The sequence below is a fragment of the Candidatus Amarobacter glycogenicus genome (genome assembly GCF_016704105.1).
Lineage (GTDB): Bacteria > Chloroflexota > Dehalococcoidia > Tepidiformales > Tepidiformaceae > Amarobacter > Amarobacter glycogenicus.
On sequence record NZ_JADJAT010000002.1, the window covers coordinates 399,368 to 426,345 of the forward strand.

The 26,978-nt window shown below is 65.5% G+C and carries 29 protein-coding genes; 15 read left to right on the plus strand and 14 right to left on the minus strand.

Annotated features, from left to right (window positions below; genetic code table 11):
• Nucleotides 1–196: 196 nt before the first annotated feature.
• Genes lpdA through IPG14_RS06715 form a run of 4 tightly spaced genes read left to right on the plus strand, consistent with a single transcriptional unit; the run spans nt 197 to nt 4,885 of the window.
• Entirely contained in the window at nt 197–1,624 is a 1,428-nt protein-coding gene (gene lpdA / locus IPG14_RS06700; RefSeq protein WP_343391276.1) for a dihydrolipoyl dehydrogenase, read from the plus strand.
• A complete protein-coding gene (gene pdhA / locus IPG14_RS06705; protein ID WP_343384132.1) occupies nt 1,621–2,622 on the plus strand; it encodes a pyruvate dehydrogenase (acetyl-transferring) E1 component subunit alpha in 1,002 nt (333 codons plus the stop codon). The genes lpdA and pdhA overlap by 4 nt, the downstream gene beginning before the upstream one ends.
• Nucleotides 2,615–3,598, plus strand: coding sequence for an alpha-ketoacid dehydrogenase subunit beta (locus tag IPG14_RS06710; RefSeq protein ID WP_343384131.1), 984 nt, complete (start codon nt 2,615–2,617; stop codon nt 3,596–3,598). The genes pdhA and IPG14_RS06710 overlap by 8 nt, the downstream gene beginning before the upstream one ends.
• Nucleotides 3,599–3,601: 3 nt before the next feature.
• Complete coding sequence (locus IPG14_RS06715; protein WP_343391277.1) at nt 3,602–4,885, plus strand: dihydrolipoamide acetyltransferase family protein; 1,284 nt, start codon at nt 3,602–3,604, stop codon at nt 4,883–4,885.
• Nucleotides 4,886–5,082: 197 nt separating this feature from the next.
• Here IPG14_RS06715 and IPG14_RS06720 read toward each other — a convergent pair whose 3' ends face one another.
• On the minus strand, nt 5,083–6,510 hold the full coding sequence (locus IPG14_RS06720) for a phosphatidylinositol-specific phospholipase C1-like protein (RefSeq protein ID WP_343391278.1): 1,428 nt from the start codon (nt 6,508–6,510) through the stop codon (nt 5,083–5,085).
• 192 nt (nt 6,511–6,702) lie between these two features.
• On the opposite strand from IPG14_RS06720, the gene IPG14_RS06725 reads away from it, so the two are divergent.
• From IPG14_RS06725 to IPG14_RS06735, 3 genes are all read left to right on the plus strand, one after another.
• Nucleotides 6,703–7,242 (plus strand): sigma-70 family RNA polymerase sigma factor, encoded by a 540-nt coding sequence (locus IPG14_RS06725; protein ID WP_343388604.1) that lies wholly within the window; start codon nt 6,703–6,705, stop codon nt 7,240–7,242.
• A complete protein-coding gene (locus IPG14_RS06730; RefSeq protein ID WP_343391279.1) occupies nt 7,226–8,029 on the plus strand; it encodes an MGMT family protein in 804 nt (267 codons plus the stop codon). The genes IPG14_RS06725 and IPG14_RS06730 overlap by 17 nt, the downstream gene beginning before the upstream one ends.
• A gap of 183 nt (nt 8,030–8,212) precedes the next feature.
• A complete protein-coding gene (locus tag IPG14_RS06735) occupies nt 8,213–9,028 on the plus strand; it encodes an alpha/beta fold hydrolase (RefSeq protein WP_343384126.1) in 816 nt (271 codons plus the stop codon).
• On the opposite strand, the gene IPG14_RS06740 is transcribed toward IPG14_RS06735, so the two are convergent.
• Nucleotides 9,022–10,782, minus strand: coding sequence for a SulP family inorganic anion transporter (locus IPG14_RS06740; protein ID WP_343391280.1), 1,761 nt, complete (start codon nt 10,780–10,782; stop codon nt 9,022–9,024). The two genes, IPG14_RS06735 and IPG14_RS06740, sit on opposite strands and share 7 nt — an antisense overlap.
• A 35-nt stretch (nt 10,783–10,817) precedes the next feature.
• Here IPG14_RS06740 and IPG14_RS06745 point away from each other — a divergent pair, with 35 nt between their 5' ends.
• Nucleotides 10,818–11,147: a metalloregulator ArsR/SmtB family transcription factor gene (locus tag IPG14_RS06745; RefSeq protein WP_343388600.1), complete on the plus strand. Its 330-nt coding sequence runs from the start codon at nt 10,818–10,820 to the stop codon at nt 11,145–11,147.
• A 72-nt stretch (nt 11,148–11,219) separates the two neighbouring features.
• Here the strand turns inward: IPG14_RS06745 and IPG14_RS06750 are convergent, their stop codons facing one another.
• Nucleotides 11,220–11,690 carry a hypothetical protein gene (locus IPG14_RS06750; RefSeq protein ID WP_343384123.1) on the minus strand — a complete coding sequence of 157 codons (471 nt, stop codon included), beginning with the start codon at nt 11,688–11,690 and terminating at the stop codon, nt 11,220–11,222.
• Between the two features lie 136 nt (nt 11,691–11,826).
• On the opposite strand from IPG14_RS06750, the gene IPG14_RS06755 reads away from it, so the two are divergent.
• Complete coding sequence (locus IPG14_RS06755; RefSeq protein ID WP_343384122.1) at nt 11,827–12,216, plus strand: helix-turn-helix transcriptional regulator; 390 nt, start codon at nt 11,827–11,829, stop codon at nt 12,214–12,216.
• A 32-nt stretch (nt 12,217–12,248) separates the two neighbouring features.
• Nucleotides 12,249–12,635, plus strand: a complete 387-nt coding sequence (locus tag IPG14_RS06760; protein ID WP_343388599.1) for a poly(R)-hydroxyalkanoic acid synthase subunit PhaE — start codon at nt 12,249–12,251, stop codon at nt 12,633–12,635.
• Nucleotides 12,636–12,649: 14 nt separating this feature from the next.
• Here IPG14_RS06760 and IPG14_RS06765 read toward each other — a convergent pair whose 3' ends face one another.
• Nucleotides 12,650–13,477, minus strand: coding sequence for a hypothetical protein (locus tag IPG14_RS06765; RefSeq protein WP_343391281.1), 828 nt, complete (start codon nt 13,475–13,477; stop codon nt 12,650–12,652).
• A 281-nt stretch (nt 13,478–13,758) separates the two neighbouring features.
• Here IPG14_RS06765 and IPG14_RS06770 point away from each other — a divergent pair, with 281 nt between their 5' ends.
• The 5 genes from IPG14_RS06770 to IPG14_RS06790 all read left to right on the plus strand — a co-directional run bounded on the left by IPG14_RS06770 (nt 13,759) and on the right by IPG14_RS06790 (nt 16,758).
• Nucleotides 13,759–14,835 (plus strand): alpha/beta fold hydrolase, encoded by a 1,077-nt coding sequence (locus IPG14_RS06770; protein ID WP_343384119.1) that lies wholly within the window; start codon nt 13,759–13,761, stop codon nt 14,833–14,835.
• Nucleotides 14,832–15,431, plus strand: a complete 600-nt coding sequence (locus tag IPG14_RS06775; protein ID WP_343391282.1) for a GNAT family N-acetyltransferase — start codon at nt 14,832–14,834, stop codon at nt 15,429–15,431. The genes IPG14_RS06770 and IPG14_RS06775 overlap by 4 nt, the downstream gene beginning before the upstream one ends.
• Before the next feature lie 72 nt (nt 15,432–15,503).
• Nucleotides 15,504–15,683: a hypothetical protein gene (locus tag IPG14_RS06780; protein WP_343391283.1), complete on the plus strand. Its 180-nt coding sequence runs from the start codon at nt 15,504–15,506 to the stop codon at nt 15,681–15,683.
• 89 nt (nt 15,684–15,772) lie between these two features.
• Nucleotides 15,773–16,285, plus strand: a complete 513-nt coding sequence (locus tag IPG14_RS06785) for a GNAT family N-acetyltransferase (protein ID WP_343388596.1) — start codon at nt 15,773–15,775, stop codon at nt 16,283–16,285.
• Complete coding sequence (locus tag IPG14_RS06790) at nt 16,285–16,758, plus strand: GNAT family N-acetyltransferase (RefSeq protein WP_343391284.1); 474 nt, start codon at nt 16,285–16,287, stop codon at nt 16,756–16,758. Before IPG14_RS06785 ends, IPG14_RS06790 begins: the two co-directional genes overlap by 1 nt.
• 11 nt (nt 16,759–16,769) lie before the next feature.
• On the opposite strand, the gene mutL is transcribed toward IPG14_RS06790, so the two are convergent.
• From mutL to IPG14_RS06840, 10 genes are all read right to left on the minus strand, one after another.
• Nucleotides 16,770–18,509, minus strand: coding sequence for a DNA mismatch repair endonuclease MutL (gene mutL / locus IPG14_RS06795; protein WP_343391285.1), 1,740 nt, complete (start codon nt 18,507–18,509; stop codon nt 16,770–16,772).
• 76 nt (nt 18,510–18,585) lie between these two features.
• The gene (gene mutS / locus IPG14_RS06800; RefSeq protein ID WP_343391286.1) at nt 18,586–21,129 is read right to left on the minus strand and encodes a DNA mismatch repair protein MutS; all 2,544 of its coding nucleotides are present in this window, start codon (nt 21,127–21,129) and stop codon (nt 18,586–18,588) included.
• 69 nt (nt 21,130–21,198) lie between these two features.
• Complete coding sequence (locus IPG14_RS06805) at nt 21,199–21,582, minus strand: type II toxin-antitoxin system VapC family toxin (protein ID WP_343384112.1); 384 nt, start codon at nt 21,580–21,582, stop codon at nt 21,199–21,201.
• A complete protein-coding gene (locus tag IPG14_RS06810) occupies nt 21,579–21,836 on the minus strand; it encodes a type II toxin-antitoxin system prevent-host-death family antitoxin (RefSeq protein ID WP_343388592.1) in 258 nt (85 codons plus the stop codon). The genes IPG14_RS06805 and IPG14_RS06810 overlap by 4 nt, the downstream gene beginning before the upstream one ends.
• 149 nt (nt 21,837–21,985) lie before the next feature.
• Nucleotides 21,986–22,564 carry a hypothetical protein gene (locus IPG14_RS06815; RefSeq protein WP_343384110.1) on the minus strand — a complete coding sequence of 193 codons (579 nt, stop codon included), beginning with the start codon at nt 22,562–22,564 and terminating at the stop codon, nt 21,986–21,988.
• 35 nt (nt 22,565–22,599) lie between these two features.
• Nucleotides 22,600–23,010, minus strand: coding sequence for a hypothetical protein (locus IPG14_RS06820; RefSeq protein WP_343391287.1), 411 nt, complete (start codon nt 23,008–23,010; stop codon nt 22,600–22,602).
• A gap of 284 nt (nt 23,011–23,294) precedes the next feature.
• Nucleotides 23,295–24,098: a response regulator transcription factor gene (locus IPG14_RS06825; RefSeq protein ID WP_343388591.1), complete on the minus strand. Its 804-nt coding sequence runs from the start codon at nt 24,096–24,098 to the stop codon at nt 23,295–23,297.
• 72 nt (nt 24,099–24,170) lie between these two features.
• On the minus strand, nt 24,171–24,794 hold the full coding sequence (locus IPG14_RS06830) for a Maf family protein (protein ID WP_343391288.1): 624 nt from the start codon (nt 24,792–24,794) through the stop codon (nt 24,171–24,173).
• Between the two features lie 57 nt (nt 24,795–24,851).
• A complete protein-coding gene (locus IPG14_RS06835) occupies nt 24,852–26,135 on the minus strand; it encodes a class I SAM-dependent RNA methyltransferase (RefSeq protein WP_343391289.1) in 1,284 nt (427 codons plus the stop codon).
• Between the two features lie 43 nt (nt 26,136–26,178).
• On the minus strand, nt 26,179–26,898 hold the full coding sequence (locus IPG14_RS06840) for a class I SAM-dependent methyltransferase (protein WP_343391343.1): 720 nt from the start codon (nt 26,896–26,898) through the stop codon (nt 26,179–26,181).
• Nucleotides 26,899–26,978 lie beyond the last annotated feature (80 nt).

Below are 26,978 nucleotides of genomic sequence, written 5' to 3' on the forward strand. Positions count from 1 at the left end.
GCGCACCTTACAGCCGAAGACGTCAGGCCATGTCGCGAAACGGCGGCATAACGCCGCAGGCTGCAGCCTGCAGCGTGAGATGAGGGTTCGCACTGTAGACAATGCCGTCGGGCATAAGGGAGAGTGGAAGCTGCGTTTGCAGATCGCCTGCGCGGCGGTGACCCCAATCAAATCTATGGTAGTCTAGGAATGGACTATGGCTGACTACGATATCGGAATCATCGGCGGCGGACCCGGGGGCTACGTGGCCGCCATCCGTGCGGCCCAGCTTGGCAAGTCGGTCGTCCTCTTTGAACGGGACCGGCTTGGTGGGCTCTGCCTGAACTGGGGCTGCATCCCAAGCAAGGCTCTGCTCAAGAATGCAGATGTCGTGAACCTCGTCCGCGACGCGGAGACGTGGGGAATCCAGGGCGTGAAAGACGCTACTTATGACTTCGGGGCGGCCATCGACCGCAGCCGGGCAGTAGTGGAGAAAGTCGTAAGCGGCGTCGAGGGCCTGATGCGTGACAATGGCATCACGATCGTGAGAGGCGCGGCTTCGCTAAAGAACACGCGGACGGTCGCATGCGACGCGAGGGAGTTCGCCGTCTCTTCGATCATCATCGCGACGGGCGCGTCGACACGGTTGCTCCCGGGCATCCACCCGGACGGCAGCGTCATCGTCACGAGCCGCGAAGCCCTGGAAAGCAAGACCGTGCCGAAGCGGGCCGTCATCATCGGCGGCGGCCCGATCGGTGTGGAGTTCGGACACCTCTGGGCGAGTTACGGCGCCGAGGTTACCATCGTGGAGCTCCTCGAAACCATCGTCCCGCAGGAAGACCCGGATGCCGGCCGCGCGCTCAAGCGCTCCTTCGAAGGGCGCGGCATCACGTGCCTGGTGAAGACTCGTGTGGAAGATGTGGCAGTGAAGGCCGGAATGGCGAGAGTGACGGTCAAAGGAGAGGACGGCGCACGGACGGTCGAGGCAGATGCGGTCCTCCTGGCTGCCGGTTTCGTGCCGCACACGCAGGGGCTCGAACTGGAGGCAGCGGGCGTCACCACGCAGCGCGGATTCATTACGATCGATGAGCACATGGAGACAAACGTCCCGGGGATCTACGCCGTCGGCGACGTGACGGGGAAGCTGATGCTCGCCCATGTCGCGATGCAGCAAGGGGTCATCGCCGTCGAGCACATAGCGGGCAAGGCCGTCCCGGTCCTGGATTATGTACAGATGCCGCGGGCTACCTTCTGCCAGCCCAATGTGGGCTCGATCGGGTACACCGAACAGGCCGCGAAGGACGCAGGGTTCACGGTGAAGAGCGGCCGCTTCCCCCTCACCGCGCTGGGCAAAGCGGTTGCCGTGGGCCACACCGAAGGGTTCGTGAAGGTGGTCGCCGATGCACCGACGGGACAAGTACTGGGCATCCACATGGTCGGCCACGACATCAATGACCTCCTTGGCGAAGCGACGATGATCGCGCTCCTGGAGGCGACAACGATCGAAGTCGGATTCGCCGTGCACACGCACCCGACGCTGGCGGAAGCGATCAAGGAAGCCGCGCTCGCCGTCGACGGCGACGCGATCCACATCGCCCGCAGGCGCGCGGGCACCCAACCTCCCGAAGGAGCCGCCAACCGGTGACGACACCCATCCAATCCGCCGCGACCACGGAGCTCGGCGAGGAACAACTGGGGTTGTTCCTCTACCAGATGGTGCTGATACGCCGTTTCGAAGAGAAATGCGGCGAACTCTACACCAAGGGCAAGATCAAGGGCTTCCTGCACCTGTACACGGGGCAGGAGGCGTGTGCGGTAGGCGCCATCGCCGCCCTCGAAGAGCGCGACAAGATCGTCACGCACTACCGCGACCACGGCCACGCACTGGCGCGCGGCCTCGACCCGAACCGCGTGATGGCCGAACTGTTCGGCAAAGCGACGGGTGTGAGCGGCGGCCGGGGTGGCTCGATGCACCTCTACGACGTCACGAAGGGCTTTCTCGGCGGTTATGCCATCGTTGCCGCCCATCTCCCGCTCGCGGTCGGCCTCGGTGTCGCTTCCCAGATGAAGAAGGAAGACTCGGTGGCACTCTGCATCTTTGGCGACGGCTCAGTCGGCGAAGGGGAGTTCCACGAAGCATTGAACATGTCGGTCCTCTGGAAGACTCCGACGATCTTCTTCTGCGAGAACAACCTCTACGGCATGGGCGTGCCGTTGAAGGAATCGCTTTCGACCGATATCCCGAAGCTCGCAGCGGCGTACAACATGCCGGCCGTCTCGGTCGACGGAATGGATGTGCTCGCCGTCCACACAGCGATGAAGGAAGCCGTCGCCCACGCGCGGAGCGGGAACGGTCCTTACTTCGTGGAAGCGATGACGTACCGCTACCGGGGCCACTCCATGGCCGACCCGGAGCTGTACCGGCTGAAGGACGAGATCGAGCGATACCGCAAGCGCGACTGCATCGAACGGCTCAAGACGCAGATGTTCGAAGCGGGGCAACTCGACGAGGCGAAGTTCGAACAGATCGCCGCGCGCGTGGAGCAGGTTGTCGAAGATTCCATCGAATTCGCGGAGCGGAGCCCGCAGCCGGGGCTGGACACCCTCTTTGACTTTGTCACGAAGGAGCCGGCCCGTGGCTGAGATGCGCATGCGCGATGCACTCCGTGAGGCGCTCAGAGAAGAGATGCTGCGCGATGAGCGGGTGTTCCTCATGGGGGAAGACATTGGGGCTTATGGAGGCTCCTACGCCGTGACGAAGGGCCTCCTGGACGAGTTCGGCGAGGAGCGGGTGAGGGACACGCCGATCGCCGAGTCGGGCATGGTTGGCATCGGCATCGGAGCGGCGATGGGCGGGATGCACCCGATGGTCGAGATGATGACGATCAACTTCAGCTTCCTGGCACTCGACCAGATCGTGAACAGTGCGGCGAAGCTGTACCACATGTCCAACGGCCAGATAAACGTCCCGATGGTGGTACGGATGGCCAGCGGCGGCGGCTCACAGCTGGCGGCGACGCACAGCCACTCGCTCGAAGGGCTCTACGCGCACTTCCCGGGTCTCAAAGTGGTGTGTCCTTCGAACGCTGCCGACGCCAAGGGGCTGCTGAAGCGAGCCTTCCGCGATGAAAACACGGTTATCTTCATCGAGCACACGGCCAACTACGCGCTCAAGGGCGAAGTGCCGGACGACCCGGACTACCTGGTAGAGTTCGGCGTTGCGAACACCCTCAGGAGCGGGAGCGACGTGACGATCGTCGGCTACAGCGGCAGCGTCCACCAGGCGATGCGGGCGGCCAGGATGCTCGAAGAACAGGAGGAGATCGACGCCGAGGTGATAGACCTCCGAACCATCCGTCCGCTCGACATCGACACGGTGGTCAACTCGGTGAAGAAAACGAACCGCGCAGTGATCGTCGAGGACGACTGGCTGTTCGGGGGTTTCGGGGGAGAACTCAGCGCACAGATCATGGAGCGGGCCTTCGACTACCTGGACGCACCGGTCGCCCGGGTGTCTTCGAAAGACGTGCCGCTGCCCTACAATCGCAACCTGGAGTTCGCCGCACTGCCCTCTGAGGAGGACGTTGTCGAGGCGGTCCTCCGGATGTTCAAGGAGTAGCCCGTGGCCTTCGAAGTAACCATGCCCCAGATGGGGGCCGACATGACCGAAGGCACCATTGTGAAATGGTTTAAGCAGGTCGGCGAGAGCGTAGCGCGGGGCGAACTGCTCGCGGAAATCGAAACCGACAAGGCGAACGTGGAGATCGAGGCCTTCGAAGCGGGCACGATCATCAAGCTCATCGCCCATGAGGGCGAAGTCGTCCCGGTGGGCGAGGTGATTGCCCTCCTCGGCGCCGAGAATGAAGCGGCGCCCGACATCGAACGAAAGCCGCCCGCGGAACCGGCGAAGCGCGCCATCGAACCGGAGATGAAGGCTGCGAGCCGGGCCCCCGCGATGGCGCCAGGGGCTTCGACAGTGGTGGAGCCGCCGCACGCGCCGGGAGGCAACGGACGTATCCGCATTTCGCCCGTCGCGCGGAGGATTGCCGTCGAAGCAGGCTTCGACTATTCGAGTGTGCGCGGAAGCGGTCCAGACGGCCGCATCCTTCGCAAGGACATCGAATCAGCGATCGCGGCCGGCGGAGCGAGTACGGCAGCTCGCCCACCCGCGCCCGAAAAGGAGCGCGACAGTCAGGGGACGGGCGCCGTGCGGCCAGCCACAGCGGCGGGAACGACGTCTCTTTCGAAGATGCGCCAGGCAATCGCCCGGCGAATGTCCCAATCGAAGGCGACGGCGCCGCACTACTATCTGACGCTCGACATCGACATGACTGCCGCCCTCGAATTCCGTTCGCAGATCAACGCGAACGCGACCGAAGAGCAGCGTGTCAGCATCAACGACCTGATCGTAAAGGCGTGTGCGATTGCGCTCGAACGCCAGCCACAGTTCAACGCCGAGTTTCACGAGAGCGGCCTGGAGATGCACGAGCGGGTGAATATCTGCATTGGGGTGGCACTCGACGACGGACTCATCGCGCCTGCCATCCTCGATTGCCAGTCGAAGAGCCTGGGGCGGATCGCGGTCGAAGCGAAGGATCTGATCGGCCGGGCCAAGTCGGGGCATTTGCGTGCGGATGAGTACAGCGAGGGCACGTTTACGATTACGAACCTCGGCGCCTACGGGGTGGAGACACTGATCGGGATCATCAACCCGCCGCAGGCGGCGATCCTCGGCGTCGGTTCCGTCATGCCCCAGCCGCTCGTGCGGGACAACCAGGTCGTCGTCCGCCAGGTGATGAAGGTCGCCCTCAGCGCCGACCACCGCGTCTCCGACGGCGCCGAAGGCGCGCGCTTCATCAAGGAGATCCAGGCTCTGCTCGAGGCACCGGCGGCGCTCGCACTGTAACTCCGGCGCCACCGCGACCGGCATTCCCGGCCGTGAGGGCGCCGTCGTTGCGACGGGACCCGGTCGGGGACGGTATGGCAGCCGGGGCGGGAACTGATACTAAACGGGCCCGTGCGTTCGACCGCCATCGTCTCGCAGCGCGTGCCCGTTCCGGGCCGCGCTCCCGCGGCGCGAGCCCTCGTACGTGGGGCTGCTCGTCAGCGGCGACGTCCCGCGCTGAGGCCGGCGATGGCGAAGGCAGCACCGAGCACCACAACTCCCACCAGCGGAAGACTCGAGCTGCTGCCGGTTGCAGCGTGGCCATCACCCGTCGAGGGCGGGCGGGGTGCGGGGTTCGTCGGAGTGGCCGTCGCAGTCGCCGCCGGCGGAGTTGCGGGGGAAGCGGTCGCGGAAGGCGTCGCGGGCGCGGGTGATGTCGCAGTGGCCGTCGGGGTGGCGGTCGCGGGCGAGGTGGGGGTGGGCGTTGGCGTGACCGTCGGTGTGGGAGCCGGTGGCGGGTCGAACGTCGTCGCAGTGCAGGCTGCGATGCTGAGGACCGGGTTGCAGCGACCCTCCTTGCCACCCGGGAGGACCACCGAATAGCCGGCGCCGAGACGCGCATCGGGCTCCGGGTAGTCGGTGCTGACGAACTGCGCGCCGCTGGCGAAAGCGGCCTCCCGCCGGGCGGTGGCACCGGTGCGGGCTTCTACAGTGTCGGCATCCGCGCGAGTGCGGACGAGGTAACCGCTGGAGACCAGGCTCTTGATCAGTGCAAGGTCGGCGACTGGATCGTTGAGTTTGACGAACGCCGCCTCAGGCGTCCCGGGATCGGAACTGGTGAACATCACCCTACCCTGGAGCGAAGCATGGCCCGCGATGTAGGCATCACGCGTGGCATCCTGGTTGTCGAGGGCGAAGAGCACGCGCCCGCGAGCCTGGTCGAGGCTGGGCCAGCCATCTTTGAGCACGGCCTCTTCGAGCGTGGCGCGGCTGCCGCGGACGTTATCGGGTGTGATGAGGCGGGCAGGTGCGAAGACGGAGCGAATGGCGTCATCGATCGACTGGAGCTCGGCGGCTCCGATGGGCACGGGGACGGCAGCGGGAGGGATCCCCGCCGGCAGCGTGAGCGGGTCATCCTTCGCCTCGATGAGGACGAGGATCGGGAGATGACGGGGGTTGGCCGCCGACCAGGTAGCGATTTCCTGGAGGCAGGCGACGAGTGTGAGGCAGGTCGACCGGTAGTCGATGTCCTGGATGTGCAGCACCTTCAATCCGGGCGCGGCCATTCCCGCGATTGGCACGGAGGCGGGCCCTTTGGCGACGGATTCACCTAACGGCGATGCGAAGAGCGGCGCGGGACCGGGGTCGGCGAAGACATCGAGTTCGACCTGACGGATTCCAAGTTGTCCAAGCTGCTCAGTCAGGGGCCGGTGGCTGTACTCGAAGGTGAGTGCCTGCTGGGGCTCGAACTGCTTGATGATCTGGAGAAGTTCCGGGTAGGGCTCGAGGTGGTAGCTATTGTGGGTGCCGAGCACCTGCACGTGGTTCATGCGCAGATCCGGGGTCTGGGCGGAGGTGCGCAGGGCAGCGTTTCCGAAGGTCGCCGCAACCAGCACCACACCGAGGAATACAAAGGCGCGCTTCATCGGACGGGATCCTCCCCATTTCAGCCCGCTGTGCCGGGCCTGGTTGAAAACGATGTACCACGGTTAAGCCGAGGGAAAGGGACGGTAGGCCTCAGAACAAGGCCCGGTTGGACGTCAGGCGGGGGCCGATGCGCAGGTACGGACGGTGTCCGGCGTTACCATCAGCGGCAGGCGCCGTTACCCTGCGTGTGCATGAATGAGACGGAGTTGATCGCGGCGGCGCGGACCTCGCCCGATGCCTTCGCCAGCCTCTACGACCGGACGCAACCGGGCGTGTACCGCTACGCCTATTCCCTCGCCGGCAACCACACGGGCGCCGAAGACCTGACGGCGGAGGCTTACCGGAGGGCACTGGTAAACCTTCACCGATACGAAGACCGGGGCCGGCCGTTCGAGGCATGGCTGTGCACCATCGTCCGCAACCTGGCGCGCGATGGAGGCCGAAAGCGGGGGCGGGAAATCCCCCTGATGGACCACGACCAACCACAAGACCACTGGCCGGGTTTCGACCTGGTCCGCCACGAGCAGCGGAGCGCCGTCCAGGTGGCGGTGGGCAGACTGCCCGAGGTACAAAGGCGTGTGGTCGTCCTTCGCTTCGGGCGCGAATGGAGCGTCCGCCAGGTCGCCGACGAGCTCGCAAAGAGCGAAGCGGCAGTCAAGCAACTCACCTACCGCGCCGTGAACCGGTTGCGGGAACTCCTTCAGGAGGCCGGGTATGAGCACGATGCCTGAATCCAACGACCTTCCGGGATTGCGCGAGGCCGTCCTTGAGGAGGTGCGCCTCGAACCGGACCCGGGGTTCGCCGCAGATCTCAGGGGCGAACTGAGGGGACTCCAGGCGCGCGCCACCCGGAGCCTCCGGTGGTTCGACCTCGAGTTGCCCATCGGGCCGATCCGGATCGTGCACGACGAACAACTTGTGCACCTTGTCGACAACGACTTTCGCCGCTACGAGTACCGGGCGGAGTATGAACTCGGGTTCGAACCCGCCTACGGCGAATCGGAACGGGTGCGGAAGGCGGCCGAGCAGGTACTGGCGGGTCGCAGACGGGGCAACGAAATCGCCTTCCTGGGTGAACTGACGCCGTTCCAGCGAGCCGTGCTCCGGGCGACGTCACGTATCCCCCGGGGGAGCATCCGGCCCTACAACTGGGTCGCGCGAGAAGCGGGCAATCCGGGCGCGGTGCGAGCCGCGGGAACGTGCCTTGGGCACAACCCCGTGCCGTTCATCGTGCCCTGCCACCGGGTGGTCAGGGCGGATTGGGAGCTGGGGAAGTACTCAGCCGGGGGGCCCGAGGTGAAGGAGGCGGTTCTCCAGATGGAGGGACTGACTCACCGCGAACTGCAGTGGATCCAGCACGCCCCCCCGTTTGTCGGCCAGCTGGACTTCATGGAGTTCTGCCTGCCGGCCTGCGGCGGCCTCGACACCATCCCGGCCGCCCGAATCCAGGGGTTCCGGAACGCGGCGGACGCAATCGAGGCGGGATTCGCGCCTTGCGATGAGTGTAAGCCGGTCTGAGAGCGCCGTTCCCCCGCGGCCTATCGCGCGAACCATAGAGTGCGTCGATAATCACGATAGCTTCGGTACGGAACATTCGGGTAAGGCGCCGTGCGGTTGGCGGCCTTGTCCGAACGGGAGACCGCTTGTAGCTTGCACCGAGTAAGGGAACTTACCGCGCGGAAAACACCGGGGGTCGCTTCCATGAATGCAGTGGAATACTCGCTCAACGCGGGAGCGGGGAACCCCTTCTCCGAGGACCCCTCGCTCCAGATGGCGGCTACCCCTATCTGGCGGGAGGCGATGTTCCCGCTGGACTGGATGGCGCTGCGGAGCTCGCCCGTGTACTACGGCTGCGGGATCCCCGCGGGCGAGGGCGAACCGGTTGTCGTCGTGCCCGGATTCCTGGCAAGTGACCTTTCGATGACTGAACTGTACTGGTGGCTGGCACGGATCGGGTACCGGCCATACTTCTCGAACGTGGGCCACAACGCGGATTGCCCGGACCATGTGGCCAGCCTGTTGCTGGAGACGATCCGGCGGGCGTACCGGGACACCGGCCAACGGGTGCGGGTGGTGGGCCACAGCCTCGGCGGGATGCTTGGGCGGCACGTGGCACTGGACTACCCGGAGTACGTGAACCTGGTGATCTCGATGGGGTCGCCGTTCAAAGATGCGGTGAAGGCACACCCGTTGTTACACGCGGCGACCGAATCGCTGCGCGGCGTACATGGGCGGCACGTGGCGAAGAACGTGAAGCCATCCTGCTTCTCGGGGCACTGCACATGCAGTTTCGTGAAGAACATGATCGCGCCCGAGGAGTACGAGGTCGCGCACTTTGCGATCTACTCGAAGCGGGACGGGGTCGTGGACTGGGAGAACTGCATCGAGGATGACACCTCGCTGAACGACGAGGTGAACTGCACCCACCTCGGCATGGCGTTCCATCCGGGCGTCTACCGCGTGCTGGCGAGCCGATTGCGACAGGCTGCCGAGGGGCACCACGAGCCGGGCTACTGATCCTCGGACGGGTGTCCCTGCGGGTGAGGGCTGTGCCCACCGGGAAGGTCGATCGAGGCGATCGCGTCCTTCGTGTGTTCGAAGACATTTTCGGGCCCGAGCTTCGCGAGCAGACCAAAGCGTCCGAGTAACTCGCTGATTTCCGGCTGGATCGCGGTGAGGATGATCCGGCCGCCGCTCTTCTGCCGGTGCTCCACGACACCTTCGAGCGTGATGAGACCGGAAGCATCGATGTGGTGGACATCCTTCATGCGGAGGATGAGGGGATTGCGGGTCTGGCCGAGGAGTTCGTATTCGAAGGCGGCGGCACTGTAGAACGAGAGGACGCCCTCGGCGTTGAAGAACGCGATATCGGGGCGGGACTGCATGAGCGCCGAGAGCTCGGGCGTCACCTGGCGAATATGGCCCGTCTCATCGGGGAGTAGTTGCTGCGCGGCGGGGACACGAATGAGCTGGCGGAGGAGCAGCACCATCGACGCGATGATGCCGAACCCGATGGCGTAGGTAAGGTCGAAGAAGAGCGTGATGAGGATGGTCGAAACGAGGACGAAGGCATCGCCGCGAGCAGACTTTCGGAGGAGGCGGGAGACTTCGGGAACCTCGGCGATGTTCCAGGCGACGATGAGCAGGATGGCGGCGAGCGCAGCCATCGGGACGCGGCCGGCGACATCGCCGACGAGGAGAACCCCGGCGAGAACCGTAACGGCATGGACGACACCGGTGAGACGGCTGGTTGCACCGCTGCGGATCCCGGCAGCGGTGCGGGCGATGGCAGCGGTAGACGGGATGCCGCCGAGGAGCGAAGCGGCAACGTTCGCGAGGCCCTGACCGCGCAGCTCGTTATCGGGTTCATGCCGTTCTGGGCCGCCGGACATGCCATCGGCAACGACGGCGCTCAACAGAGATTCAACTCCGGCGAGGATGGCGACGGAAACAGCAAGCGGAAGGAGGTCGAACATCAGGCCGATGTCGATGAAGCCGGCATCGAACGAAGGTAGTTCCTGGGGGATCGCCCCGTACTTGCTTTCGACGGTGGGGACATCGAGGCCGAAGTACCAGGTGAGCGCGGTGGTGACGACGACAACAATAAGCGGACCAGGAATCGCGCGGGCACGGGGCAGCCGCGGCCAGACGACGAGGATTGCGAGGGCGAGCGCGCCGATGGCGGGGGTGGTGAACCCGACGGTTTCGAGGTGGCGGGCGCTGTCCCAGACGCGGGCGTGGAAGTGTTCGAGGCTTGCATCGGTGCCGGTGATGTTCAACAGATTGTTGAGCTGGCCGAAGGCGATCGAGAGCGCGATGCCGGCGGTGAAGCCGACCACGACGGTGCCCGGGATGTAGCGGACGAGGCGGCCGGCGCGGAGGGCACTCATGACGAGGAGCATGACGCCGGCCATCAGCCCGAGGAGCGGGAGGGCCTTTGGTCCGTGGATGACGACTGCGTGGCTGAGGACGGGGACAAGCGCGGCAGTCGGGCCGGTGATGTTGAAGCGCGAGCCACCGAAGGCCGCAGCGATGCCCCCGGCGATGACGGCAGTGTAGAGGCCGGCGATCGGCGGCACGCCAACGGCGACGGCGAGGGCGATCGAGAGCGGGAAGGCGATGACACCGACGACGATGCCCGCGAGCAAGTTCTGGCGGATGTTCGCGGGCATCGAGGGTGAGAGCGTCAGCCAGGACTGGACCGCTTGCAAAGGCGTACGTCCGAGAAGGAGGTCGAGCCGCTCGATGCTCGCTTCCTTATATTCGAACATGCGCAGATTAGAAACAATTGTTAGGCTGGGGGCGGATGTCAACCTTGCAGGACTTCAAAGCCGACCTGTTCCGGACTCTCTCGAACCCGGTCCGGATCCGCATCCTCGAAGCGTTACGGACCGCCGGAAGCCTGACGGTAGGCGAGATCCAGGTGCGAGCCGGGATTGAGGCGGCCAATGCGTCGCAACATCTCTCGATCATGCGCGCGCGGGGGATCGTGGAAGCGCGGCGTGAAGGGACAAGCGCATGGTACTCAGTCACTGAGCCGGAGGTTTTCGCGCTGCTGGATGCTGCACGGGCGATCTTCGAGCGGCGGGTGGCGGCGCAAACAGAGCTGCTGGGCGCGCCATCGCCGAATCGGTAGGCGATCGACAAGCACGCAACAGAGAGGCCCGGTCTGACGACCGGGCCTCTCTGTTCCCCGGGGGGACAGTGCCTAGACGGCTGCCTTTTCCTTCTTGGCGGTCTTGGCTGCGGGCTGCATGGCTTCATAACCCTTCTTCACCATGTCGGCCATCGGGTTGGCAGCGGCCCACTTGCGGGCAACTTCGACGGCGGCCTGGGAGGTTTCCTTGTTGGCGGCGACGAGCTTCTCGACGGTTTCGCGGGCTTCGCTGCCGGCGCCCATGGCCTCGGCGTAGGCGGCCTGGGTGAATGCAAGCGCGCGACCCTGGGCGGCCGTGGTGGCCTCGAGGACGGCGGTGTAGAAGTGGCCAAGGTCGGTCGGCTCGGCGGAGAGCCTGCGGCCGAGGTCGATGGCTTCGCGCTGGCCCTTCGCGACGTCGGTCGCGAACTGCTTCGTGACCTTGATGCCGCGGTCATTCGCCTTGGCGACGGCGTCGACGAGGACGTCGTAGCTGGCGAGGAGGCTGTCGTAGTACTTCTGGACGTGTTCGTTGGAGGCCATGGAGAGGGTTCCTTCTTTGTTGGGGGTTGGGCGTTGGTGCGCCCCATCTAGATGCAAGTTACACATAGCTGCAAGACTTGTCAACACTTCGCTTCTAAGTGCATACTGCAGTTACCCAGAGGAGGCCGACACAACCGTGGCCAACGACACTCCCGACGTGAAACCTCGCCTGCACGGCGAACTACTCTCGACGAGCCTGCTCGCGTTCCTGAAGGGATGGAACGCGTACGGGTACCAGCTCGCGCAGAAACTGGCGGCGGCGGGGCTGCCGGAATCAGACAGTGGGACGGTATACCGGACGCTTCGCCAATTGGAAAAGACGGGGATGGTCTCGTCTTTCTGGGACACTTCGGAAAACGGGCCAGCACGGCGGATGTACAGCCTGACGAAAGCCGGTGAGCTCTTCCTTTCAGGCTGGATCGACGTGCTCCAGAACTACCAGAAGATCCTCTCGTCGACGCTGGAGGGCTTCGTCCCTGGCGGCGGTACAACCATCGATGACAGCGGCCCAGAACGCGACCGGTAGGTCCTAAGCGCAGCTCCCGAGGAGGGATTCGAATGGCAGAACACACAACAACGGCAGACCCATTCGGCATGTGGCGGGATTGGATGGCGAACTCAGAGCGGCAGTGGAACGGCTTCCTGAACGATGCGATGGCAACGGACGAGTTCAGCCAGACGATGGGCCGGATGATGGACGGTTACCTGAACCTGCAGAAGAACATGAACGAGGTGATGGGCCGCTACCTGCAGCTCATCAACGTCCCGACGCGGAACGACATCCTGGCCATCGGCGAACGGCTCTCGCAGATCGAAGAGCGGCTCGACCAGATCGAAGACGGGCTCCTGCGCCGCGAAGCTGCACAGCCGGCGGCCGCGACCGGCGCGCCGATCGCGGCGACGATGCCCCGGCCGCCAAGGACGAAGAAGCCTGCGAGAGCGTAGCTCCGGGCGCCGGGTCAACGCTTCGCGACGTGAAAGATCGATGTGTGGCGGGTGAGGGCGGCTTCCCGACCATCCGCGGCGAAGATGACGCCGTCGGTTTCCGAGTAGTGGTGACCATTCCGTTCGTAGACAGCGCGAAGGCGCCCGGTGACCGTCACTGGTTCGCCGGCATCTACGACGCCGAGGTGCTGGACGAGGCTGCGCGCGTGGAGCGATGGGCCGGCGTAGTCCCAACAGGCGTGGGTGTACCAGGTCATGCGGCCGGCGAACGAGGCGGGGCTCTGGACCTCGCGGCCATCGACGACGATCGGTCCGCGCTCGTGGGCGCTGGCTTCGTCAAAGAGCCTGGCGAGGCGATCGCGGGCGTCTGCACGAAGCGCAGGCAGATCCGCGCCCACGGGCGCGGTATCGAGCCGGAGGAGGGGACGAGGGGACGGGAGCGGTTCCGTGTCGAGCCGCTTCGAGGGGAGGTGATCTTCCAGCCACTCAGCCCGCCCGAGCCCGACAGTGATAGCAACACGGACACGACCATGGCCGTCACGGGCATCGACCTGGTAAGCGCCGTCGGGGGCGGGTGTTGCCGCGATGGTGAGCTGTTCCCCGGCGTAAACCGGGCGCAGCACGCGGACATCTGCCCAGCCTCCACGAAGCCACGGCTCTCCGAGGAGGTCCATGATGAGTGGGGTGGCCCAGCCGTAGACCGAGGTCCCGTAGACGAGGCCGCCGCGGTAGCCCATCTCGAGGGCGACTGCATCCGTGTGAATGTTCTCGGGCTGGTCGGAGCGTTCGCGGCCTTCGAGGTAGGTGGTGATGGTGCGTTCGAGCGCGGGTGTAGCTGTCATGTTCCCCTCGGGTCCTCGGATGGGACGCAACCGCGGCCGAACCGGGGCAGAAGGCCCGGCCACCCTGTGGCGCAATCCTACACGCGCATGCCAGGTCTGCCCCGGCCGGCGGAGAGGCTGCCTGGCCGATTCACAACCTGTTCATCCAATGTTGACGTCCCGGGAACCTTCTTCGCGTCATGATCGGCACTGGATACCCGATCACGGCGCCGGGTACACTCGATCACCGGTCCAGCGTGCGAGCCGCCCGAAACGCCGCACATCCCGCCACGGAGGTCCCCATGACTGCTCCTGCACGCGAAACGACGGTTGAAGAGCGAGTCCGGCAGCAAATCGAACGGACAATCCAGCGGAGCATCAAGGGCCTCGAGTACATTTCGACGGGAGACCCCGCGGTAGGGCTGACGCCGAAAGAGGTCATCCATGCGCGCGGGACGCTGAAGCTGTATCACTACCGCCCACAGTCGGACGAGGTCTACCGAGTCCCGGTGATGCTCGTGATGTCGCTGGTTTCAAAGCCGTACATCCTGGACCTGACCCCGGGACAGAGCCTGGTGGAGTTCCTCCTCAAGAAGGGTTTCGACGTGTACATGATCGACTGGGGTGTTCCCCGGCCGGAAGACACGAAGCTCAGGCTCGAGGACTACGTGCTGGACTTCATCCCGGACTGCGCCGAACGGGTGATGAGAGACTCAGAAGAGGATGAGGTCTCCGTCATCGGCTACTGCATGGGCGGGCAGCTCGCGACAATGTACGGGGCGCTGCACGCGGATGGACCGATGAAGAACCTGGCCTGCTTCACGACGCCGGTGGATGCGGACGGGATGACACTGTTCAAGCAGTGGACGGACCGCCGTTACTTCGATGTCGACCGGGTTGTGGACACGCTGGGAAACGTGCCCCCGGAGCTCCTGTTCGCCTCGTTCGATATGCTGAAACCGGCGGCAAGAGTGGCGAAGAACGTGCAGCTCTGGGACAACCTCTGGAACGACGAGTTCGTGAAGTCCTACCGCATGTTCGACCGTTGGGCGGCAGACCAGATCCCGTTCCCGGGAGAATGCTTCCGCCAGGTGACGAAGGAATTCATGTGGGAGAACAAGTTTGCGAAGAACGAACTTGAGATCGGCGGGCGGCGGGTCGATCTTGGGAAGATCAAGGCGCCGTTCATCCATATCGTCGCCGAACACGACCACATCGTGCCGTACGAGGCCGCGAAACCCCTGGTGCCGATGATTGGAAGCGAGGACAAACGCGAAGTGATGCTGAAGGGCGGGCACGTGAGCCTTGTTGCAGGCGGGAACGCCATCTATCGTCTCTGGCCACAGTTGGAATCATGGCTGGGGGAGCGTTCGGTATGACCGAGGCAGCGCCGCGCAAGTATCCGATCACCTATCGCGCAGGGAGTCACGAAGTCACGCTGCGGCAGATGACACCGGGAGACAAGGCGGGCCTCCTGGAATTCGCACGCGCCCTGCCCGAGCACGACTTGCTGTTCCTGCGACGAGACATCAGCCAGGAGCCAGCGATCGACGACTGGATTTCCGAGCTAAAGAGCGGGGAGATCGTGACGATCCTCGCGGTCGAGGGCGTCCGCATCGTGGGGTACGCGACGATTCACCGGAGCTTGCTGAGGTGGACGGCGCATGTAGCGGAACTGCGCGTGATGGTGGCGGAGTCGGCGCGGGGGCTCGGGTTGGGACGGGTGCTTACGCAGGAGGCATTTGCAAACGCGCTGGCCATGGGCATCGAGAAGATGGTCGCGCAAATGACGCTCGACCAAAAGGGCGCGATCGCTACTTTCGAGGGGCTCGGTTTCCGGCCGGAAGCGTTGCTTCGCGACCAGGTGAAGGACCGGGCAGGAAACACGCACGATCTGCTGGTGCTCAGCCACGAAGTCGCGAAGTTCGAGTCGCAGCGAGCAGCCTACGGGGTTAGCCAGGCGTTCGGGTTTTAGCGGGCCTCGCCACCGGACTGTCACCGGATAGCGTCTTGTGATGGCGGGGAGCTGGGGGGGATCATGCATGGTATGAACCTTCTCCAGGCACTTGCCCCGACGACGATCGCTGTTGACCCGGTCGAGGGAATCCAGGGCCGGGTTGCGCTCGGCGCCGCGGTGAAAGCCGTGAAGGTCCAGAACGAGATGGCCAAAGAGGTGGTCCGGCTATTGGACCCGGGAGTGGGCCGCCAACTCGATGTGAGCGCGTAAGCGGCGCCACCGGATCGGCGCGAGAAGCGCGCCTCCTTTTGAGCGGCCGGGCGATGGAACGGCAGCGTCTCTGATACCCTTCTTCCCTCATGAATGGCGTCGAACTGGCGGTTGTGGCAGCGGGCGAAGCCGACCTGGAGACGATCGCCGCCCTGGTGAACCGTGCGTTCCTGACGCACGCGCTGATGCGAGGTGACCGCACCGACGCAGGCGGTCTACTGGAGGAATCGGGAGAAGGCGGCCGTTTTATCCTCGCGAAGGCCGGCGAGACGATCGTCGGCAGTGCGATGGTCCGCCCCGTGAACGCTACCGATGTCCACGACGGGTATGCGCCGCCGGCAACTGCCCTGTACTACGGGCTCGCGGGTGTCGATACACGCCAGATGAAGCGGGGCATCGGCAGGCTGCTTCTGGGTGAGGCTGAGCGGATCGGGCGGGAGCACGCGCATACGCACATCGCCCTGAATACGCTGTACGAGTTCGACCTGGTGCCGTACTACATCCGGCAGGGATACGCGCCGGTGTTCGAAGAGCGCTTCGAGGCAGACCACTGGGGGCTACCGGAGCCTCACCGGGTCTGTTACCTGGAAAAGAAGCTTTGATGGGGCGAATCGTAGTCGCGGAGGCTTGCGACGCGGTGGCCATCAGCCGGGTGATCAACGCCGCCTACCGCGTCGAAGACTTCTTCAAGGTCGGCGACAGGACCGACGCGGGCGAAGTGGCGGCCTTCATCGAGCGGGAAACGTTCCTCGTTGCGCGGGGCGAGGACGGCGATGTGACCGGGGTGGTCCGCGTCTCCGTCGATGGCGTTCGGGGACACTTCGGAATGCTCTCGGTGGCGCCCCAGGCACAAGGGACAGGGCTCGGGCGGGCACTGATCGCGGCGGCGGAGGATTTCGCGCGTGAGCACGGTTGCACCTGGATGGACCTGGAAGTGGCGAGTCCCCGACTTGAACTCCCCCCTTTCTACCGGAAGTTCGGGTACGAAGTGACGGGGACGGCGGAGTGGCCCGAAGCGGCGCTGCAGACATTGAAGTACCCGGCGCACTTCGTCGTTATGTCCAAACCATTGTAGGGCCTGCCATATCAGCGGCGGCCAAACTGGCGTTCGATCGCGTCGGTTCCGAGGTGGACGAGAGTCGGCCGGCCATGCGGGCATGTACGGGGTGCGGTCGTGTGCTCAAGGTCTTCGACGAGTCGCCGCATTTCCTCCATCGAGAGCAACATTCCGGCGCGGACGCTGCTGTGGCAGGCAACGGTGGCGGCTGCCCTGCCGAAGGGGTCGGTGACGCGCCGCTCACCTTCGAGTTTCCGGAGGAGGGCGGTCACCTCCTCGACGATGTCGCGGGCGCCGAGGCCGGCGGGGACGGACCGGATGACGGCGGCGCGCTCGCCGAAGGGTTCCGTATCGAGCCCGAGGCGACCGAGTGAGGCGCGGTGCTCGTCCAGCGTCGCCGCAAGGACTGGTTCGAGTTCGAGCACGATGGGTTCGAGCAGGGGCTGTACGCCGGCCGGCTCGCTTTCCGGCCGGGCAAGCAAGCGGTCATAGACGACGCGTTCATGGGCGGCGTGTTGGTCGAGCAGGTACATGCCGTCGGGGCCTTCGCAAACGACGTAGGTGGCGTTGAGCTGGCCAACGACGCGGAGCATGGGGAGGAGGTCACGCTGGGTCGGGACGGCCTGGCCTGCGGATCCCGTTGGCGACACGCGGCCGAGGCCGAGGGCGGCCTGCAAGGGTTGGGGGCCGCCGAGCGGTGGACCCGGCACGGCGTGGAGCGGACGGGCGAGGATGCCGGCGGGAGAGGCGGCCTCGCTCCAGGCGACGGGACGGCTTGCCTCCAGGGCGAGCGCGATGGCTCGGCGGACGGCACGGCCAACGGCGCGTTCATCGCGAAAGCGAACCTCCGCCTTCGCCGGGTGGACGTTGACATCGACGTCCTCATCCGGGATGGCGATGTTGACGGCGGCGACGGGGAATCGGGCGATCGGGAGCTGGGCCTGGTAGGCATCGACGAGGGCGAAGGTGAGCGGGCGACTCTGGACCCAACGGCCGTTCACGAAGAGCGAGATCGCGGCGCGGTTGCCGCGGTGAACAGACGACGGACCGCAGATACCGGTAACGCAGATGCCACCGTCGCTGAAGTCGACGTCGAGCATGGCTGCGGCGGTCTCGGCCCCATAGATGGCAGCGAACGCGTGGCGGATGTCGCCGTCGCCGCTGGTGGTGAGCGCACGGCGGCCGCCGGAGACGACGTGGAAGGCGATGCCCGGGTAAGCGAGCGCGTAGTGGGAGGCGAGCACCACGACCTGGCGGCCTTCACTGCCCGGCGCGCCGAGGAACTTGCGCCGGGCGGGAACACGCAGGAAAAGGTCCCGGACGGTGATCGCGGTGCCGCGCGGGGCTGGCCTCGCGGCCCGCCGGACGACCCGGCCTTCAACCAGGGTGGCGGTGACGCCCACCGGCTCGGCCTCGACGCGGGAGACAATCTCGAGGTCCGAGGCGGCGGCGATGGAGGGGAGGGCTTCGCCGCGGAAGCCGAGAGTGTGGACGTGGCCGAGGTCGTCGAGATCGGCGATCTTCGAGGTGGCATGGCGTTCGAAGGCGAGTTCGAGTTCTTCCGGCTGAATACCGCGGCCGTCATCAGTGACGCGGATGAGGGAAAGGCCACCTTCTTCGATTTCGAGGGTGATGCGGGAGGCGCCCGCATCGATGGCGTTATCCAGCAATTCCCGGACGACGGAAACGGGGCGTTCGACGACCTCCCCGGCGGCGATGCGGGCGGCGACTTCGGGCGCGAGGACGCGGATCATGGTGCGGGCGGTCATTCCCGGCACTCGTGACGCCGGCCTCCCCGCCAGGTTTGGGGGAGGGCGAACAGGACACGCGCGACGTTCGCCGGTGTCACTTGCGGGGGCCTTCGAGGGCGGCGCGTGCGGCAGCCCTGAGTTCGTAGAGCTTCTGGATGGCTTCGATCGGCGTCATCCCGTCGATGTCCAGGCGCGCGACTTCGGATTCGACCGGGGACGGGCCGCCGAAGAGCGATGGCTGGACCTGGGAGGCGGGGGGCTGCGACTGGAAGCCGGCCACGGGGCGAGATGCCTCGAGTTCGACGAGGAGGTGCTCCGCGCGGGTGACCACAGCGCCCGGGAGCCCGGCGAGGCGGGCAACGTGGATGCCGTAGCTGCGGTCGCTAGGGCCGGGGAGGATACGGTGCTCGAAGACCACGTCGGAGCCTTCTTCGTGCACTCCGACGTGCATGTTCTGGACGCGCGGGAGGACGCCGGCCAGCGAGGTGAGCTCGTGATAGTGCGTAGCAAAGAGCGTGCGGGCCGAGACCTCCTTTCGGTTGTGCAGAAACTCGACGACGGCGCGGGCGATGGCCATGCCATCGAACGTGCTTGTGCCGCGGCCGACCTCATCCAGGATGACGAGTGAATCGGGCGTGGCGTGATGGAGGATCTGGGCGGTCTCGACCATTTCGACCATGAAGGTGGACTGGCCGGCCGCGAGGTCGTCCTGTGCACCGATGCGACTGAAGATGCGGTCGAAGAGCGGCAGCTCTGCTTCGGTTGCGGGGACGAAGCAACCGGCCTGGGCCATGAGAGCGATGAGGGCGACCTGGCGAAGGAAGGTCGACTTCCCGCTCATGTTCGGGCCGGTGAGGACGACGACCTGGGATTCCTCGTCGAGCACGCAATCGTTGGGGACGAAACGGCCGGGGCCGACGGCGGCTTCGACGACGGGATGGCGGCCACCGGTTATGCGGACCTGTCCTTCGGCGAAGCGCGGGCGGACGTAAGCGCGTTCGCTGGATACCTCGCCGAGCGCCATCGCAAGGTCGATCAAGGCGACGGCCTCGGCGACGGCCTGGAGGCTGGCGAGCCCGGCCGCGAGCGACTCGACGAGCTGGGCGAAGGCCTGCTTTTCCAGGTCGACCAGGCGGTCACGGGCGCCAACAAGGCGGGACTCGTGCTCCTTCAGTTCTTCGGTGACGTAACGCTCTGCGCCGACGAGGGTCTGGCGGCGCTGGTAGTGATCGGGGACGTTGCCAGTGTTGGCGGAGGAGACTTCCAGGTAGTAGCCAAAGACCTTGTTGTGGCCGACCTTGAGGGTCTTAATGCCGGTGCGCTCGCGTTCCAGGCGTTCCAGGCCGAGGAGGAAGCCGCGGGCGTCGCGAGTCATCGCACGAAGTGAGTCGATCTCGGGCGAGAAGCCCGGCCGGATGACACCGCCTTCATCGAAACCTGCCGGTGGGTCCTCATCGAGGGCGGCATCGAGAGTGACGAGGGCATCGGCGGCGGCAGCGAGCCCGCGGAGCGCTTCGTGCAAGAGGCCGGGCACATCACCACCCGAGAGGTGCATCCCGAGGTCCAGGCCGGCGCGGAGGCCAGCGCGCAAACCTGAGAGGTCGCGGGGGCCGGCGCCGCGAGCGCCGACCTTGCCGAGGATGCGGCCGATATCGGGCATGTTTCCGAGGACCAGCTGGCAGCGTTCGCGTTCGATGGGGTGGGTCATCGCCCATTCGACGGCATCGAGACGGCGTTCGAGGGCATCGAGGTCGCGGAGTGGGTGCGTGAGCCACTGGCGGAGGAGGCGCGAACCCATGGGCGACTTTGCGCGGTTGAGCACCTCGAAGAGCGACGACTTGCGCCCGGGCTGTTTCAGCACATCAAGGTTGCGGAGGGTGCGCTGGTCGATGGCCAGGAGACCGGCCTCGCTGATGCGGCGGACGCGCTGGAGCGAACCGAGTGCGGCGGCGTACGTCTCGCGGAGGTAGGCGAGGAGGTGGGCGAGGGCGGCGGCTTCCGCGCGGTTCGCAACGATGGTATCGCGGGCGTGTTCGCCGAACTGGCGGGCCAATTCGGCGCCGGCGGCGATCTCGGACATCTGGGGACGGAGGACGGTGGAGCCTTCACCGGCAGCGTCGGCGAGGTCTTCGACGAGCAGTTCCGAGGGCGCGGAACGGACGAGTTCGAGGGAGGCTTCGGGGCCAGAAGCGAGACGGACTTCGCCGGTGGTGATGTCGGCGAGGGCGAGGGCGGTGTCGTTGCCACGGACAGCGAGGGCGGCCAGGTAATTCGGGGCGGCGGCATCGAGCGAGGCATCGGCGGTGACGGTCCCGGCGGTGACGACACGGACGACGTCGCGGGGGACGATGCCTTTCACATCGGCGGGGTCGGCCATCTGTTCGCAGATGGCGACACGGTGGCCGCGGGCGACGAGTTTCGCGACGTGGCCATCGATGGAGTGGTAGGGGACGCCGGCGAGGGGGACGCGGAGGTCCTTGCCCATCGGCTTGGAGGTGAGGGTAATCTGGAGCTCAGCGGCGACGAGCTTCGCGTCGTCGTCGAACGTTTCGTAAAAGTCGCCGAGGCGGAAGAAGAGGATGGTATCGGGGTAGCGCTGCTTCAGTTCGAGGTACTGGAGGCGGATGGGCGTGGACACGCGGAGGGCTCCCCGGGGCGATAGGGCATTGTAGGGGGAGAAGAACGTTTGTGCGCAGGGAGGACTTCCCTAAAGGACGCTTTCGACATTGGTGCGGGAGAAGTCATCTCCAACGTAGAGGAGGGGGCAGGCGTACTCCGTTGCCACTGCGTGGGCAAAGCAGTCCCCGAAGTTCAGGCCGGCTGGATGGACTCCGCGGCCCCAGCGGGCATAGCTGTCTCCGACCTGGCGGGCCGACATCGCCGTCAGAGGGACGACCGCGAAGTCGAATTCGTCGAGCAATCGCGCGGCCTCACTGGCGCGGCCGCGGCGTCCCGCTACGACGAGGAACTCGGCCAACGTGCCAGCCGAGATGAGCACTTCGTCCTCCGAAGCGAGTGCCGTGACGCACGCAGCGGCAGAGTCTTCGTTGAGGAGGATCGCCATGATTGCTGATGTATCGACGGCGATCACGCCGGCAGGCCATCGTCGTCATACAGGAAGTCCTGGCTGCGGGCCGCGCTCGGGCCTGGCGATGGCTTGCTGGCGGCCGACGCGCGTACGGACTCGAGAATCGCCCGTCGCTCAGCCTCGTTAAGCCGCACCCTCACCGGCACGAGACGAACCGCGGGGTGGCCGTGCCGAGTGAGGATGACCTCGTCACCAGCCTCAGCCCGGCGCACGAGCTCGGTGAGTTGTGCCTTGGCGTCGGTGACGGAGATCTTCATTGTAGGAATTCTAGACCATTGCGTGGTCTATTTGTGAACGAATCGACAGGAATCACCCGTGGGAGGCCAGCATGCGAGGGTGCGACTCCCTGGGGCGATAGGGCATTGCAGGGAAGGCGAACGTTTGTGCGCCGGAGAGTGCCTTCTATTCACTTTGACGACGGATTGTTCACGCAAGCGACGAGAACAGAGCGCGTCGCATCGTCCTTCATCAAGGCGCGCACCTCGGGCTCGCTCAAGTTCGCACGAACGCCGACCCCGTGCCGGGCGAGGCACGCCCTCGTAGCCTCGTGGCGCTCCCTGGTGTCGACTGGCCCCTCGAAGAGCGCGCGCTGATACGTCGTGAGAGACGACTCGAGCTCGGCCCTCTTGCAGTAAGACGCGTCCAGATGGGCCTGGGGCGAATCGACGGGACCGCTCTTCCATGCGAACTGGTACTCGCCTTCCAGAAGCGGGTCCCCGAGCCGTATCGGCTCGATACCATGTGCCACGAGACACGCCGCTGCCCGCTCGAATGCAGCCTCAAGCTCAGTTTCGGTTATCTCGCCATCGGCGAGCGCGTCACGCTGAGACTGGGAGATGTCGGCCCCGGAGGACGCCGGACTGTCGAAAGCAGCAGCTCCGTCGTTCCCTCTACTCGCGTAGAAGAGGGGCGCAACCGCCGCCGCGGCGAGTGCCACGAAGACCAGTGCCCATGACTTGCTGGAAGTAGGCGCTTCGAGATTCATGATGGGTAGTTCCCCTCTCGTTTCGTCTGGAGGATTCACTCGGCGTGTGTGAAACCAAAGATGTTGTTCGGGCTCCACGGAAACGACAGCTGATGATGCCCTTCAGATGCCTCGTTGTAGAGATACCAGTTCTTGTTAGCCATTCCTGCTGCATCAACATCGAACCAGTGCCAAGTGGTCGAGAAGAATCCGGCATGGACGTGGCTCGCCTGAAACCCTTGGCAGTTCGGGGAGTATGTGTAGCTGTAACTCGTGCCAGAGTATGTCTGGTACGACCCTCCCCACATATTGCACCCGCCTCCTGTCCAAGACCCTGAGTCGGGGTTCGACGCGAGAGCCACGGCATTGGTCGCTACAGCCAGGATCCCGATGAGAGCTATCGCGAGCTTCCTAAAGGTCATTCCTGAGTCCTCCAACTCCCTTGCTTCGCGGACAAGCATGGCCAAGTGCTGTGCGTCGAAGCAATGGAGCCAGCTCGAACGGATTGAGTCATATGCGACATTACTTTCTGGCAAAGCAGGGCGAGAGCGACGCGATCTCTGCTTCCGGTAGCCGACTTCATCTCACTAACGTAGACACTCGACAGTGTGCTTACTGAGCCCGAGTTTTCTCGCGATTTCGGCGTTAGTCGCTCCAGAAGCAAGGAGCGGCACGAGCCTGAGTAGGGAGTGCCGGAATGGTGTTCGCCCTGCCTTCATGGTACCGCCCCTCCCAAGAGATGCCGAACATGCTAATCTGCGCTGCCCAGGTTCGCCAGGCTCTTTTCGGCTTCGTCGACGCTTTCGAGTTTGACGATGCCGCGCTTGAGGGCGTAGCGGATCAGGTCCGTGCGGCTTTTCGCCTTGAGCTTTTCCATGATGTGGGACTTGTGGGCTTCGACGGTCTTGACGCTGACAACGAGCTCGTCTGCGATCTGCTGGTTGGTGTGGCCCTCGGCGATGAGCTGGAGGACCTCGCGTTCGCGAGCGGTGAGGGTATCGAGGCCGGTCTTCTGCTCGGGCCGGCGGGCCTGGAGCTGGAGCTCGGGGATATCGAAGCCTTCGCTGAGGGCGGCGGAGTAGTACTGGTTGCCGCGGTGGACGGTCTGGATGGCGAGGACAAGTTCGGAGACGTCGCTGTTCTTGACGAGGTAGCCGGAAGCGCCGTTGCGGAGGGCGCCGGTGATCTGCTCTTCATCGACGAAGCCGGAAAGGATGACGACGCGGGTGGTGGAGGATGCCTTGCGGATCTGGCGGGTGGCCTCGATGCCGTTGAGGCCGGGCATGACGACATCCATGAGGACGACATCGGGCTTGAGGCGTTCGACGGCGAGGAGGGCTTCGCGGCCGTTCTCGCAGTCGGCGACGACTTCGAGTTCGGGGCGGCTTTCGAGGAGCATCCGGAGGCCCTGGCGAATGACGGCGTGGTCATCGACGAGGAGGACGCGGATCTGATGCGAGTTCGCGCCCGATGCGCGGCCGAGGCTCCGGTTCATGCTCATGGACAGCCTCTGCTCTTCCCCCGATTGCCGCTGCCAGCGGGTGATGCCGGGCATGCGTTCGGGGGCCAGTGTACTCGGATGCGGGAGCATCTCAAGTAGTGGTGGGCCGCGAGACGCGGCGCCGTCTCAGCCGCCGTCCGGGCGCGATGGGCAGGCAGCACAGCGTGGAAAGGCCACCGAGGGGTCGCGGCAGGGCACGCCGGCGTCTTCGAGAAGACCCCTGGTGATCCAGAGCGGGAGGCCCATGACGGCACAATAGCAGCCCTGCAAGGCGGCGACGGTGGGGATGTCTTCGTCCTGGATGGCGTAGGCGCCGGCCTTATCCATGGGGCGCCCCGAGGCGACGTAGGCATGGATTTCGACATCCGAGAGGGCCGCCAGCTCGACTTCGGCGACCTCCGTGAGCTGGCGTTCGCCGGACGCCCCGACGAGAGCGACGCTGGTCGCGACTTCGTGCACGCGCCCGCGCAGGTGACGCCACATGTCCATGGCGTCGATTTGGTCGGCCGGCTTGCCGAAGCTGCGGTCTTCATCGAAGACGACGGTGTCGGAGCCGATGACGATGGCGCCCGGGTTCTTGCGGGCGATGTCCTGTGCCTTGGCGAAGGCGAGGCGCTCGGCATCGACGAAGCCATCGCCGGTGAGGAGTTCGTCTACGTCGGAAGGGACCACGGCAAAGCCATCGATGAGGGCGGCGAGGAGCTCACGGCGGCGGGGTGAAGCGGAGGCGAGGATGACGCGCGGACTCATCTTCCGGCGATCCCTATCGAGGCGACGACGGAACGGAGGTGCTGCGGCGGGCGCCGTCTACTCAAGGCCGGGTTCGTCCACGATAATTTCGTCCGGCTCAACGGCATCTTCATCCGGTCCTTCCGGCGCTTCCGGGAGGCCGATGAAGGTGAGCCGGGAGACGCACTCGATGTGGCCGGTCTGGGGAAACATGTCGAGCGGGGTGACCGAGTCCAGCTGGTAGCCGCCGTTGACGAGGATGCGGAGGTCGCGGGCGAGCGTGGCCGGGTTGCAGGAGACGTAGACGACGGTAGAGGGCTGGAACTCGAGGATGGCGCGCATCACGGGAGGGGCGCAGCCCGGGCGAGGCGGGTCGAGGATGATTGCGTCGGGACGGACTTCGAGATCCGGGAGGATGTCTTCGACCTTGCCGACGAGCATCTCGACGTTGGGCGCCTGGGCGAGGTTGCGCTCGCTGTCCTTTGCGGCGCTGTTCGATTCTTCGATGGCGAGGACGCGTTCGAATCGGTCGGAGTAGATGACAGCGAAGGTACCGACGCCTGCGAAGCCATCGATGAGGAGGTCGCCACGTTCGGGGAGGGCTTCGCCGACCAGGCGGACCATCTGTTCGGCCTGGGCGTGGTTGACCTGGAAGAAGGCGGAGGCGCTGACATCGAAGCGGCGGCCGGCGAGCTCTTCTACGTAGGCCTTCTGACCGGTCTCAAAGGGGACGTCGGGGATGGCAGGGTTGATGAGGCCGGTGCCGGTCTCGGCGGAGTAGCGGACCTGGACCTGGTGGAGGCCGGCTCCGTGGCCCTGGAGCTTGGGGAGGAGGTCGCTGACCCAGGGGTCGGCGATGGGGCAGGAGTCGACCTTGAGGAGTCCGTAGCCCTTGCGGCCGATGTAGCCGACATCGCCGTACTTCTTGCCGGTGGAAAAGCGGAGGTGGTTGCGGTAACCCCAGGGCTCGGCGGCGCCGACGATAGGGCGGACGACGGAGTCATCGAGCTTGCCGATGCGGCGGAGCTGTTCGCGGACGACCGCTTCCTTGGCCGCGAGCTGAGCCGGGTAGCTCATATGCTGGAGCTGGCAGCCGCCGCATTCACCGAACAGGGGGCAGCGCGGCTCGACGCGATCGGACGAGGGTTCGATGACGCGGGTGGTGACAGCCTGGATGTAGTCCGGGTACTCGCGCTCGACCTGCGCTTCGACGAGTTCGCCGGGGGCGGCGAAGGCGACGAAAACGACGCGGCCATCGGCCCCGCGCGCGAGGCCGGCACCCCCGAACACGAGCGATTCGACGCGGACAGTGATGAAGGTTGGTTCGGCGGGTTCTTTGTAGCGCTGACCGCGTCGAGACATGGATCGAGGGTAGGGGGTGGGGGTGGTGCGGGGAAATGCGGGATCAATCGAGGTCCGCGACGACGAGACGGTAGCCAAGGTCAAGCTCTTCAAGGTCGAGGAGGTTGCGGTGGCGTTCGGCCCATCGGCCGGATTGGAGCTCTTGCAGCAGCATCTCCAACCCCGCCCGCACGACAGACTGGTCGAGCCGCGGAAACGTCGAGATTCCGGCACGGACGGAGGGATCGAGGTAGGACTCTGGCCGTCGCCAGAACGCGCCCATGAAGCCGTCGGTGCAGTCGTGCGGGACGGGGACGGTGCGGATATCGGATGTGCGCAGGAGTTCGGCGAGGCGGTCGATCGGGACGGCGATCCGCTCATCGAGTTCGAGGATGGCGGGAATGTAGTCGATGAGCCAGAACGTCCGGGAAACATCGAGGTCCCAGGTGAAGATGACCACGCGCCGGGCGACGCGGCGTATTTCGGCAAGCGACGCCTCGAGGTTCGCCCAGTGGTGGATGGTGAGGGCGGCGAGTGCCGCATCGACCGACTTATCGGGAAGGGGAATGCGTTCCGCGGTCGAGACGGCGGCAGGAGCGAGTTCTGGCGGGCGTTGGGCGATCATGACGACCGACGGTTCGACCGCGAGGAGTGTCTGGGGCGGCTCGTAGGAGCCCGTGCCGGCCCCGACGTTGACCACGGACTTGGCATCGCCGAGTGCCGCCCAGATGGCGTCGCGGATGCGCGGGTCGGGGCGGCGGGTCTGGGAGTAGGTCTGGCCGATGGTGTCGTAGGCTGCTTTCGGCGCGGCGAGGGTGGCGTTGACGCCCTGGGCGCTGAGCCCGAGGGCGCCGCCGATCTGGC